This is a genomic window from Providencia alcalifaciens (assembly GCF_915403165.1).
Lineage (GTDB): Bacteria > Pseudomonadota > Gammaproteobacteria > Enterobacterales > Enterobacteriaceae > Providencia > Providencia alcalifaciens_C.
Window position 1 is genome coordinate 2625199 of sequence record NZ_OU659204.1, and the last position, 12208, is coordinate 2637406.

The following is a 12208-nucleotide window of genomic DNA, read 5'->3' on the forward strand; positions in this document are numbered from 1 at the left end:
GTTAATTGCTCACAGTTAAATGGTAACTCGCGACCCAACCCATTAATGCTGTTGGATCAACGGCTGAACTTTTTCATCAATTGCTTCCCTTGCTCTAAAGATCCGCGATCGAACTGTCCCTACAGGGCAATCCATCACCTCGGCTATCTCTTCATAGCTTAAGCCATCAAGTTCACGTAGCGTGATTGCCATTCGAAGATCTTCTGGCAGTGACTCAATGGTACGGAAAACAACTCGCTTTAATTCCTCAGACAACATTAAGTTCTCTGGGTTCGAAATTTCTTTTAATGCGCCGGCTGATTCGAAGTTTTCTGCGTCGCTCGCTTCCAGATCTGACGCGGGAGGACGTCTATCTTGCGCGACTAAGTAGTTCTTTGCCGTGTTGACAGCAATTCGATAAAGCCAAGTATAAAAAGCACTGTCGCCACGAAACGAACCGATTGCACGGTAAGCCTTAATAAACGACTCTTGTGCGACATCAGGCACATCCGCTTGCGGTACATAACGAGAAACGAGACTTGCAACTTTATGCTGGTATTTAATCACCAGTAAATTGAAAGCTTGTTGATCGCCTTTTTGTACTTTCTCAACCAATATTTGGTCTGTCAGCTGCTCGCTCATTCCAGGAACCATCTCCTGAACACAGATTGATAATGACTTAACTTGTTCATCTTCTCCCTTCCTTAAGCAAGCCTAACTTCGAGTAATAAAAACTGATGAAGTTCAATTTATTCCAAAAATAATCGAAAATAATTTCAAAAAATGAGTTCGATGTTTCTTAATCGATCCCATTGATCCTTGTGAGCACTACCCAATAGTATACACAAAATAGGCATATACTCGGCATGATTACGTGGAATTTATTCATTTACATTGGCACTTATCATGTAGCCAATGGTTTTTTCCAAATAAACGATGATTTTCCAAATAACTAAAGTGTAGCTAAATAAAACGGTTCTTTGGGAACTCAAAATGCGATTAATACATAGTCACAGGCAGCTCGATAGGCTAACATAAAATTCTCTATAGAAACACAACACGCAAACACTTATGAACGCATCCACACAGCATGACACTGATATTTTAATCATTGGAAGTGGTGTCGCAGGATTATCAGCCGCACTCCGGCTCGCGCCCTTTCATCAAGTTACTATTCTCAGCAAAAGCACCCTCAGTGATGGTGCATCTTATTACGCTCAGGGCGGAATAGCCGCCGTTTTCGATGACACAGACAGCATAGAATCCCATGTTAATGACACACTCGTGGCTGGTGCGGGGATCTGTAAAAAGAGCGCCGTAGAATTCATTGCATCAAACGCCAAACATTGTGTTCAATGGCTGATTGACCAAGGCGTATTATTTGATACCGAAGTCAATGAAACAGGGGAAACTCAGTATCACCTCACCCGAGAAGGCGGACACAGCCATCGCCGTATTCTGCATCACGCGGATGCCACCGGAAAAGAGGTTGAAACCACTCTGGTTAATCTTGCTTTCGAACACCCAAATATCCAGATCAAAGAACGCTACAATGCAGTTGATCTGATCCTCGAAGATAAAACCCAAAAGAACGCACGCTCCCGCATTGTCGGTGCCTATGTTTGGAATCGCCAAAAAGAGCAAGTCGAAACGATCCGAGCAAAAACCATCGTTTTAGCCACTGGTGGGGCTGCTAAGGTTTATCAATACACCACCAACCCCGATATCTCATCCGGTGATGGCATTGCCATGGCATGGCGGGCAGGCTGTCGTGTTGCTAATTTGGAATTTAACCAGTTTCATCCAACCTGTTTATTCCATCCTCAAGCACGTAATTTCCTACTCACAGAGGCTTTGCGAGGTGAAGGTGCTTACTTAAAACGCCCAGATGGCGGCCGATTCATGCCAGATTATGACGAACGTTGTGAATTAGCACCGCGGGATATTGTCGCCAGAGCTATCGACCATGAAATGAAACGCCTCGGGGCAGACTGCATGTATCTGGACATCAGCCACAAATCCCCTGAATTTATTCAACAGCACTTCCCAACCATTTACGCCAAATTGCTCACCTTAGGTTTAGATTTAACCCAAGAGCCGATCCCGATAGTTCCCGCAGCCCACTATACCTGCGGCGGTGTCGTTGTTGACCCGACAGGCATGACGGATGTACCGAATCTGTATGCTATTGGTGAAGTGAGTTACACCGGGTTACATGGAGCCAATCGCATGGCGTCCAACTCATTACTTGAATGCCTTGTTTATGGATGGGCTGCCGCAGAAAATATTCTCAAAACGATCAACGAGATCCCTGCTGTTTCTACACTCCCTGAATGGGATGAAAGCCGAGTCCATAACTCTGACGAACAAGTCGTAATTCAGCATAACTGGCATGAATTACGCTTATTTATGTGGGATTACATGGGGATCGTAAGAACCACAAAACGCCTTGAACGCGCTTTGCGCCGTATTCACTTACTTCAGCAGGAAATTAATGATTACTATGCTAATTTTCGCATCTCCAACAACTTACTGGAACTGCGTAACTTAGTCCAAGTTGCAGAATTAATGGTACGTTGCGCCTTAGAACGCAAAGAGAGTCGCGGTTTGCACTATACCTTAGACTACCCTGAGCGATTACCAAATTCTGGCCCAACCTTTTTAACTCCATGATATTAAAAGCCTATCTGTACATTAACCACAGATAGGCTTTTAGTACTTAAGATAAAATGGCTGGATCAACGAGATAAATTCATTCGTATAGCTATCATCTGTTTTTTTCAATGCTAAAGACGAAATAACCGGCTCCGTCATCTTTGTCGTCAGCCCTAATAACATCCGATGATATGGCGTATGTGCTTTATCCTGAACTTGCACGCGGTAAGCTAAATTCCAACCGCTCGCCATTGCCATCGCTTCAACTTTCTCCCCCACTTCATAAGGCAATACCAAACAAAAAATACCGTCTGGAGCCAAACACGCTTTCGCGCTATCGAGTAATACTTGGTGAGTGAGTGTTCCGGTATAGCGAGCCTGATCGCGTTTTTCATCTCGACACGCCACCGCCGGTTCAAAATAAGGTGGATTACTCACGATTAAATCATACTGGCGATTAGGCTGCTCGCTAAACCTAACAATGTCCTGATGGAACACATGTAGCCGTTCAGTCCATGGAGATTCATCAAAGTTTTCCTGTGCTTGTAACGCTGCCGCATCATCGAGTTCAACGGCATCAACCCAAATTTGATCACTACGCTGGGCGAGCATTAAGGCAATTAATCCGCTTCCACAGCCAATATCCAACGCGTATTTTACCGAATTAATCGGTGCCCACGCACCGAGTAATACCCCATCTGTACCGACCTTCATCGCACAACGGTCATGTGCGACAAAAAATTGTTTGAAGGTAAACCCGCCTTTTCGATGACTCTTTTTTTGTTCGCTCATACTGCCACTCTGGTTTAAATAGGATTTGCGTGAATATTCTCAACTTCAACCCACAAATCTATAAATTTAATCTAATTTCAATAATATTATTCTCATATTTTGAGAATATCATTTGTTAGTGTTTTTTTTTGCTGCTAAGTTCGAGAAAAAGGAGATGCCATGAACAGTATTAATAGAACACTAGATATCTTATCGTTTGTCACGACTTGCGCATCTCCAATCACACCTCAAACCATCTCCAAAGAGTTAGATATTCCTCTTTCTACGGTTTATCGTCTTTTAACTATTCTCATAAATTGGGAATTTGTGACTTACTCTAAGCAATATGGCACCTATACCGTTGGTGCGCAGAGTATCAAAACACAAGAAAAATACTATCACCACAGTTTGCTGATGACCTCGTCAAAATCAGAACTGCACGCATTAGCGAAAAAGACCCAAGAGACTGCGGCAATTATCACCGCTAACCTACGGGAAACCATTTGTGTCGATAAAATTGATAGTGAACAAGCCGTACGTTGCTCTTTTATTGTCGGACATGGCAATACCGTGATCCGCGGCGCTAGTGCCAAAACCCTCTTAGCCTACCGTGATGAACAATACCAAGAATTGGTCTTCGAAACTCACGCCAAGCAGCTATACAAAGATAACTATTTACAAAAATTAAAACAGGATCTGATCCAAATCCGCCAACAAGGCTATGGCATTTCTGTTGGTGAAATTGACGCTGGTGTTTTTGGCGCATCGGCACCTGTTTTTAAAGGCAGCGATATTTTAGCTGTCGTCTCTGTCATGGCACCCGAATTTCGTGCCATCAACCGCGTCGATGAGCTAATTAAAGCCACATGTCAAACGGCCCAAAATATAACAAAACTGATTAACTTGGAGTAACTATGACACAACCTTTTCAATGGCAAGGTCGTACTGATGGTGAAACACCGGAACATTTACGCATTCACCAAGTCATCAACCAACACTCACCTGCAGAGTTTGCCATTATTGGCTTCGCTTCGGACGAAGGTGTTCGACGCAATAAAGGTCGCCAAGGCGCTAAAGCCGGCCCTGATGCCATCCGTCGTCAACTTGCTGGCCTGCCTATCCACCAGCCATTGGCTATCCGTGATGTAGGAACCGTAAGTTGTGACGATGGTGATCTGGAAGCGGCTCAACGCCGCCTATCCGATGAGATAATCTCTGTGTTAGAACAGCGCCAAAAACCCATTGTTTTAGGTGGGGGGCACGAAGTCGGCTTTGCGAGCTTCCAAGGTGTTTTCGATTTCGTTCAAAAACATCAACCAGAAAAAACCATTGGGCTCATCAATTTTGATGCGCACTTTGATTTACGCGAAGCCCCAGAAGCCACATCCGGTACGCCGTTTTTACAATCATCGCTGCTGTGCGCTAAGCACCAGCGCCCTTTCAATTACCTGTGTTTAGGCATCGCCGATCACGGTAATACCAAAGTGTTATTTGATACAGCGGACCGCTTAGGCTGCCACTATATTCGCGATAAGGCCTTAACCTCGAGCTTATTACCACAAGCAATTGAACAGATTAAACAATTTATAAATTCTGTGGATTACCTGTATGTCACTGTGGATTTGGATGTGTTCTCTGCGGGTATCGCACCGGGAGTCAGCGCACCGGCCGCTCGAGGGATTTCCACTGAAACATTTGATGAATTATTTAACGTCATCAAATCTAGCGGCAAGATTGCGCTGTTTGATATCGCTGAGTGCAATCCTGAATTTGATATTGATAACCACACATCAAAACTAGCAGCTTACTTGGTTTACCAATATTTATTCTAAAAACAACAAACACAATAAAACGACTGATAAACAACTTTACCTTGTCTTTCAAAATATAAATAAAAGCTTAGTCAACTAAGCAACTAGTTAAAAATAAACAGCATTGTGACCCTAACGCTGTAGCACGAAAAACAATTTTATCGTGTCTTTAACAAGACATTTATACCCTTGGATTTCGAGTTACAGCTAGGCGGCTAGAGAGGATATCCCTAGGAGTATACATAAGTATGTGACTAGGGTAGCCGAACGCGGCCAACAACGCTGTAGCTTGAAAATTAAGCGTATTTATCTCTTTCATTATAAAGACATTTATACCCTTGGATTTCGAGTTACAGCTAGGCGGTGAACGAAGGTAGCCCTAGGAGCATACATAAAGTATGTGACTAGGGTAGCTGAGAGAAACCAACAACGCTGTAGCTTGAAAGACATGGTATAAAAAAAGGGAAAAACATGACATTCCAAATTGACACACTCACCACCCTCTTCCTGACTGTAGTTTGCTTACTGATGGGTGTTCACCTCAAAAAACGCATTGAATGGCTACAGCGTTTTTGTATCCCTTCACCGGTAATTGGTGGTTTTTTAGTCAGCCTGCTTATTTGGGGATTAAAGTCTTTCGATTTAGCTGAAATTACGTTCGATACCAGCTTGCAGTCATTCTTAATGGTGGCGTTCTTTACGACTGTTGGTATTGATGGCAGCTTCCGTATATTAAAAAGCGGCGGACGCTTACTGATTACTTACCTGTTAATTTGCTGGACATTGGTTATTTTCCAAGACACCTTTGGTGCCGGTTTGGCGCATTTATTAGGTATCGACCCGGTTATCGGGATCATGGCTGGCGGGGTTTCCTTAACAGGTGGACACGGTGGTGCGGCGGCATTTGGTGGTATGGCTGAAGGTCTTGGCGTACAGTCTGCAACCGTTGCAGCGATTGCGGCAGCAACTTTTGGTCTGATTTCAGGAAGCTTATTAGGTGGCCCTATCGCGAGCTACTTAATTAAGAAACATAAAGTCACCATCCAGGCTGAAGAGAACGTTGCCAGTGTAAAAGTTGAAGAGAAACTGGCAGGCAAAATCGACTCTATCGACGCCCATGCATTCTTAAAAATGTTAGCGCTGATTTTAGGTGTGATGGTCGTCGGTCAATTTGCGTCTGCGCAATTCACTAAAGCCACAGGGTTCTCTTTACCAAGCTATGTAGGTGCAATGATTATCGCAATTATTGTGCGCAACATTAACGACCAAGTTGAAGTTGTTCGTATTAACCAAAAATCCATCAACTTAATTTCGGATGTTTCACTGGGCTTATTCTTAACCATGGCGATGATGTCGCTTAAGATTTGGGAACTGAAAGTCATCGCGCTGCCATTGTTCATCATCTTACTGGCGCAAACTATTGCCATCATCCTATTCGTTGTTTTCGTCGTCTTCAGACTCTTAGGCAAAAACTACGATGCTGCAGTAATGTGTTCTGGCATGATGGGACATGGTTTAGGTGCAACGCCGAACGCAATGGCAAATATGTCATCGGTCTGTGAGCGCTATAAGCAAGTTTCCATGAAAGCGTTTATGATTGTGCCATTAAGCGGCGCTGTACTTATCGACCTCGTGGGAATTCCTTACCACACATGGTTAATTAACATGCTCAGCTAATTCCACTTCATCCCTCTTACCCACTATACGACATGGTTTGGTAAGAGGGAGCATTATAAGTAAGCCACTTCCTTATATACCCCCCGCCAACAAAAACAGGTAAACTCTGCACAAAGCTGATTTTTGTGGTGAACAATTTTGCTAACCTGTTTATAATCAGCGCCCCAAATAGAGGTATATCATGACTGCATCCACTTTTTCTGAACTTGAGCTTGATGAAAGCCTGATCACCGCGCTGACCAATAAAGGTTACGAGCGCCCGACGGCCATCCAAGAAGCTGCCATCCCACCTGCAATGGATGGACGCGACGTTTTAGGTTCAGCCCCTACCGGAACAGGTAAAACTGCGGCATTCTTATTGCCAGCCATTCAACATTTACTTGATTTCCCAAGAAAAAAATCAGGTCCGCCTCGCGTTCTGATTTTAACACCAACTCGCGAACTCGCTATGCAAGTCGCTGATCAAGCTAAAGAGTTGTGTGCACATAATCATTTAGACGTTGCCACCATCACAGGCGGCGTTGCGTATATGAACCACGCTGAAGTGTTCAGCGAAAACCAAGATATCGTCGTCGCAACCACTGGACGTTTGCTGCAATACATTAAAGAAGAAAACTTCGATTGCCGCGCGGTGGAAATTCTGATCCTCGATGAAGCTGACCGTATGCTGGACATGGGCTTTGCGCACGATATCGAAACTATCGCAGGCGAAACCCGCTGGCGCAAGCAAACCATGTTGTTCTCCGCGACCCTTGAAGGCGAGGCGATTCGTGACTTTGCTGAGCGCCTACTCGAAGATCCTATCGAAATTGAAGCTGACCCTTCTCGTCGTGAACGCAAGAAAATCCAACAATTTTACTATCGCGCTGACACGTTAGAACATAAAACTGCGCTACTGTGCCACCTTATCAAGCAAGAAGATGTCACCAAATCGATTGTCTTTGTACGTAAACGTGAACGCGTTCGTGAAGTTGTTCAATGGTTGCGTGAGGCAGGTGTTGAACCTTGCTATATCGAAGGCGAAATGGTGCAAGCGAAGCGTAACGAAGCCGTTCGCCGCTTAGTGACTGGACAAGTTAAAGTCCTCGTTGCGACAGACGTTGCTTCCCGTGGATTAGATATTGAAAACATCAGCCATGTTTTTAACTTTGACTTACCGCGCACCGCAGATGTCTATTTGCACCGTATCGGTCGTACTGGTCGTGCAGGACGCAAAGGTACTGCTCTTTCTTTAGTTGAAGCACACGATTTCCCTCTACTGGGTAAAATCACTCGCTACATCGAAGAACCGATTAAGATGCGTGTGGTAGATTCATTACGCCCAACAACCAAAGCGCCTTCTGAAGCGATGCTAAATAAGCCAAAACCCTCTAAGAAAGTACTGGCTAAGCGTAAAGAAAAGAAAAAAGAAGAGCAAACTAAGAAAAAAGAAAAAGTACGCCATCGCGATAAGAAAAATATCGGTAAACGTCGCACTCCAGCTATATCATCTGAAACTACGCCATCTGCAACTGCGGATAGCAATAAAACCAAGTAAAACTCAATCGAGTGATACTGACAAAAGCGGGCTTCGGCCCGTTTTTCATTTATTAACTTAAGTTCATTAGCTTATAGACCTTCTCCCTCATTGCCCGGCTTTCATTAGTTAACGATTCTGCTTTTATCATATGATTATCTAAAATATCTCGGCAGCTATAACCCTGATTATTTTCCATTCGCCAATCTGCACCATTCGATAATAATAATTCAGCAACATCTAAAGAGTGACTATTTAAAGCATCATGCAACGGGGTATTTCCCAAATTATCTCTCACATTGACCATTAAACCATTACTTAGCAAAATTTCTGATTGAGCCACTCTCCCGCTTTGAGCCGCTAAATGTAAGACTGTTTTTTGCTGAGCCAACTGCATTTTTTTAATCCCCTGCCCGTATGGAGACTCCAATAATACTTTTATAAATTGGCTATTACCTGCACGAACAGATTGCATTGCGAGTTTATCAATATCACAGTGCTTATTTTTCATTGAAAGCAGCACTTTAAATTCACTGATATTTTCTTTCTTAATTGAATTTTTACAACTTTCCTGCCAATTAAAACTTTGTTTTAGCTCTACGTTAGGAAATTCATTCAACATAGAATCCGCTGTTTTATCAAATTCACCTGTAATCGCATTCCAATTATTCCATGGTTTATGTTTGCACATCATCCTAATAATCTTAAACATTGAATGTGCAATAAAGCTCCTGGTCAACAAACGGTGTGGTAACCAGTCTTTCCAAGAATTATGTTCGCTGTAAGCCATTTTGATACGATTTCCCAACGCAGAAGGGATTGGTAACGTGTTTTGAAATGCATCAAGCCAATCATATTGAACAGTATAAAAGCGTATCAAACCTTCATCTGCTTGTTGCTTAGCAATGTTATAATCCATTCCAATTTTATGTACTGTATTTTGAGCAAGCCCTGAAGGACTAAATGAAATACAAGGTGATTGACTCGCCAATCCGGCTATTGATGCAAGGCCGCCCCCTAGAGAGTGCCCTGTGCAGATAATATTGCCTTTCACGGCTCGATATAGAATATTCGTTAACCCCACTGCCTGAAAGAATTGAGGCTCATAATATCCTAGCCCTTGCCGAATATTGGCATAAAAATCGACAATATCATTCGTTCCCGCAAAGCAAATAATATACAGACCATTAAAACAACAAATATTCGATTGAAAACCTGTAAATTCATTATTTAAAAGTTCTGCATCTATACCTAATTCATTAATTTTTGACGCGCTAAGCTTTTCTATTCCTTGAATATCACGCCAATTACGATGATAGGCACCTTGTGATAGTAACGCTAAAAGATAATCTTTATTCTGTGCATCTCTTCCTAAAAACTCCTCTTTCGTGACATTCTTAGGCCATTTATCTCTAAAACTGCATGATGAATCTAAAAATGTATTTTGTTGATATAAATTTAAACCTTCCTCAACAAAAGAAAGTTCATCCTTACTTACTGTCTGCTGTATTGCTGTACTAAATGGCATAAATTCTCCCTAACAAATGCTGTATGCTGGAAGAATATTGAAATATAAATAGCCAAGGGGGGAAATAATCAACTTTGTTAGGGGCAAATAAAAAAGCCATTGAGAACAATGGCTTTTAGAATTTATTAAGATAAGAGATCTATTGACCTCTTAATATTTATTACAGGCTTTCAGTGAAAGTACGGGTAATAACGTCACGCTGTTGTTCAGGCGTTAATGAATTAAAACGTACTGCATAACCAGAAACACGGATAGTTAATTGAGGATATTTCTCTGGATTTTTTACTGCATCTTCTAATGTTTCACGGCTTAATACGTTAACATTTAAGTGCTGACCACCTTCTACACGAACAGTTGGTTTCATTTCCAGAGGAACTTCGCGGCTCTCAAAAGCACCTAATTCATCTTTAGGAACAACCTGGCCTTCGCTATAATCTGCTTTCGCACACACGCAACGAGCTTCATTTGTCTCGCTATCGATTAACCAGAAAGAGTTCAGCAGTGCTGCATTGTCACTTTTAGTAATTTGAATACCAGTAATCATCTCGACCTCCACGTTCGAATCAGATTTTGATCAATCTTTGCTAACTGTTTTTAATCGCTGTTGATTGGACAATTGGTCTAACCAACCTATTTAACTAATATATACCAGCTAGAACCCCTATATTCTTTGATATTTATCAAATATTTCGTATGGTAATTAACCAAGTCAGTGCATCTTCATGATTTAAATCAATATTCACATTTAGATTTTTTAATTATTTTTGTAAATTTTCAAATTAATTTTAAATACTTTGAGTGGGTTAGCGCAGAACAACACTTTATCTCTACGTCATGAACCAGTAAGCTACGAACTATAAAACACATCACTATGGGATCATTCATGTCAAATACGATGACTTGGCACGACGTAATCGGTGCGGAAAAATCACAAACTTATTTCAAAGAAACTCTCGCGTTTGTCGCAAAAGAAAGGGAAAGCGGAAAAACAATCTACCCTCCGCAAGAAGATGTTTTCAATGCGTTTCGCTATACAGAGTTACCTGATATCAAAGTCGTGATCTTAGGACAAGACCCCTATCATGGACCAGGACAAGCACACGGCTTATCCTTTTCTGTACGTCCGGGTATTAAAGCGCCGCCTTCACTCGTCAATATGTATAAAGAGCTTGAGAAAGATATTCCTGGATTTGTTCGCCCAGAACATGGCTACCTGCTTAGCTGGGCGCAACAAGGGGTTTTACTCCTCAATACTGTATTAACTGTAGAACAAGGCAATGCGCACTCACATGCACATCTAGGTTGGGAAACCTTTACAGATAAAGTGATTCAGGCGATTAATGATCATACTGAGGGCGTGATTTTTCTTTTATGGGGCTCTCATGCACAAAAGAAAGGTCGCATTATCGATACTAAACGCCACCATGTACTTAAAGCACCTCATCCATCCCCACTTTCTGCGCATCGAGGCTTCTTAGGATGTGGTCATTTCTCGCAAGCTAATCAATTGCTTGAACAACAGGGCCGCGCACCTATTGATTGGTATCCGGTTATTCCTGAATAAACAAATTATATAGCGATAAATGTGTTGGTGATGAAGTTCGTAATAGAAAAATGGGATGCTCAGCATCCCATTTTCGTTATATACCCTAAAACTATTTATGCTCTAAACTTATTTAGAAACAATGACCATTGCAGGGCGCAACAGACGGTTATTCAAGGTATAACCCTTTTGCATCACATTGATCACTTGTCCTGCACTGTGGTCAGGAGATTCAATCATGGTCATTGCTTGGTGAACCTCAGGGTTGAATGGTACATTTGCCGCATCAACAGGCTCAATACCAAACTTAGAAACGGCATCTAAGAACGTTTTCAACGTAAGATCTAAGCCTTCTAACATCGCTTTGGATTCTTCGTTGTCACGATCAGCAGCCTCAATTGCACGCTCTAAGTTATCAATAACAGGCAACAATTCATTGGAAAACTTCTCAAGCGCGAACTTGTGGGCTTTTTCAATATCTTGTTCTGTACGACGTCGAATATTTTCGATTTCAGCGTGAGCACGTAACATCGCTTCGCGTTCAGTTTTACGGGAAGCTTCAAGTTGCTGTTCAAGCTCAGCAATACGCGCTGCTAACGCTTGTTCTTCGGCTTGTAAATCTGCTTGTTGAGTATCAACTTCTTGCTCTGCTTGAACTTTTTGTGTTTCATTTTGCTCAGAAGCTTGCTCATCATGCATGTTTTGTTCTTTACTACTCATGAATATCT

General features: G+C 42.3%; 11 protein-coding genes. 6 read left to right on the forward strand and 5 right to left on the reverse strand.

The window, feature by feature from the left end; genetic code table 11:
* Positions 1 to 42: 42 nt before the first annotated feature.
* Positions 43 to 621, reverse strand: coding sequence for an RNA polymerase sigma factor RpoE (gene rpoE, locus LDO73_RS12065; protein WP_224058084.1), 579 nt, complete (start codon positions 619 to 621; stop codon positions 43 to 45).
* Between the two features lie 429 nt (positions 622 to 1050).
* Between rpoE and nadB the strand changes: the two genes are divergently transcribed.
* Positions 1051 to 2652 (forward strand): L-aspartate oxidase, encoded by a 1602-nt coding sequence (gene nadB, locus LDO73_RS12070; protein WP_224058085.1) that lies wholly within the window; start codon positions 1051 to 1053, stop codon positions 2650 to 2652.
* 39 nt (positions 2653 to 2691) lie between these two features.
* Here the strand turns inward: nadB and trmN are convergent, their stop codons facing one another.
* Positions 2692 to 3426, reverse strand: coding sequence for a tRNA(1)(Val) (adenine(37)-N(6))-methyltransferase TrmN (trmN, locus tag LDO73_RS12075; RefSeq protein ID WP_224058086.1), 735 nt, complete (start codon positions 3424 to 3426; stop codon positions 2692 to 2694).
* Positions 3427 to 3585: 159 nt separating this feature from the next.
* Here trmN and LDO73_RS12080 point away from each other — a divergent pair, with 159 nt between their 5' ends.
* The 4 genes from LDO73_RS12080 to srmB all read left to right on the forward strand — a co-directional run bounded on the left by LDO73_RS12080 (position 3586) and on the right by srmB (position 8430).
* Positions 3586 to 4317 (forward strand): IclR family transcriptional regulator, encoded by a 732-nt coding sequence (locus LDO73_RS12080; RefSeq protein ID WP_224058087.1) that lies wholly within the window; start codon positions 3586 to 3588, stop codon positions 4315 to 4317.
* A 2-nt stretch (positions 4318 to 4319) separates the two neighbouring features.
* On the forward strand, positions 4320 to 5237 hold the full coding sequence (gene hutG / locus LDO73_RS12085; RefSeq protein WP_224058089.1) for a formimidoylglutamase: 918 nt from the start codon (positions 4320 to 4322) through the stop codon (positions 5235 to 5237).
* A gap of 450 nt (positions 5238 to 5687) precedes the next feature.
* Positions 5688 to 6893 carry a sodium/glutamate symporter gene (gene gltS, locus LDO73_RS12090; protein WP_224058090.1) on the forward strand — a complete coding sequence of 402 codons (1206 nt, stop codon included), beginning with the start codon at positions 5688 to 5690 and terminating at the stop codon, positions 6891 to 6893.
* A gap of 181 nt (positions 6894 to 7074) precedes the next feature.
* Entirely contained in the window at positions 7075 to 8430 is a 1356-nt protein-coding gene (gene srmB / locus LDO73_RS12095) for an ATP-dependent RNA helicase SrmB (RefSeq protein WP_224058091.1), read from the forward strand.
* 52 nt (positions 8431 to 8482) lie between these two features.
* Here srmB and LDO73_RS12100 read toward each other — a convergent pair whose 3' ends face one another.
* Both LDO73_RS12100 and grcA read right to left on the reverse strand, forming a co-directional pair.
* The gene (locus LDO73_RS12100) at positions 8483 to 9937 is read right to left on the reverse strand and encodes an ankyrin repeat domain-containing protein (protein ID WP_224058092.1); all 1455 of its coding nucleotides are present in this window, start codon (positions 9935 to 9937) and stop codon (positions 8483 to 8485) included.
* 160 nt (positions 9938 to 10097) lie between these two features.
* A complete protein-coding gene (grcA, locus tag LDO73_RS12105) occupies positions 10098 to 10481 on the reverse strand; it encodes an autonomous glycyl radical cofactor GrcA (protein ID WP_108478520.1) in 384 nt (127 codons plus the stop codon).
* Between the two features lie 339 nt (positions 10482 to 10820).
* On the opposite strand from grcA, the gene ung reads away from it, so the two are divergent.
* Positions 10821 to 11501 carry a uracil-DNA glycosylase gene (gene ung, locus LDO73_RS12110; RefSeq protein WP_224058093.1) on the forward strand — a complete coding sequence of 227 codons (681 nt, stop codon included), beginning with the start codon at positions 10821 to 10823 and terminating at the stop codon, positions 11499 to 11501.
* Positions 11502 to 11609: 108 nt separating this feature from the next.
* On the opposite strand, the gene grpE is transcribed toward ung, so the two are convergent.
* A complete protein-coding gene (gene grpE / locus LDO73_RS12115) occupies positions 11610 to 12200 on the reverse strand; it encodes a nucleotide exchange factor GrpE (protein ID WP_036949413.1) in 591 nt (196 codons plus the stop codon).
* Positions 12201 to 12208 lie beyond the last annotated feature (8 nt).

Bases quoted from the DNA above. Each gene is read 5' to 3' on its own strand.
- rpoE (WP_224058084.1), bottom strand. From the start codon at position 621: ATGAGCGAGCAGCTGACAGACCAAATATTGGTTGAGAAAGTACAAAAA.
- nadB (WP_224058085.1), top strand. From the start codon at position 1,051: ATGAACGCATCCACACAGCATGACACTGATATTTTAATCATTGGAAGT.
- trmN (WP_224058086.1), bottom strand. From the start codon at position 3,426: ATGAGCGAACAAAAAAAGAGTCATCGAAAAGGCGGGTTTACCTTCAAA.
- LDO73_RS12080 (WP_224058087.1), top strand. From the start codon at position 3,586: ATGAACAGTATTAATAGAACACTAGATATCTTATCGTTTGTCACGACT.
- hutG (WP_224058089.1), top strand. From the start codon at position 4,320: ATGACACAACCTTTTCAATGGCAAGGTCGTACTGATGGTGAAACACCG.
- gltS (WP_224058090.1), top strand. From the start codon at position 5,688: ATGACATTCCAAATTGACACACTCACCACCCTCTTCCTGACTGTAGTT.
- srmB (WP_224058091.1), top strand. From the start codon at position 7,075: ATGACTGCATCCACTTTTTCTGAACTTGAGCTTGATGAAAGCCTGATC.
- LDO73_RS12100 (WP_224058092.1), bottom strand. From the start codon at position 9,937: ATGCCATTTAGTACAGCAATACAGCAGACAGTAAGTAAGGATGAACTT.
- grcA (WP_108478520.1), bottom strand. From the start codon at position 10,481: ATGATTACTGGTATTCAAATTACTAAAAGTGACAATGCAGCACTGCTG.
- ung (WP_224058093.1), top strand. From the start codon at position 10,821: ATGTCAAATACGATGACTTGGCACGACGTAATCGGTGCGGAAAAATCA.
- grpE (WP_036949413.1), bottom strand. From the start codon at position 12,200: ATGAGTAGTAAAGAACAAAACATGCATGATGAGCAAGCTTCTGAGCAA.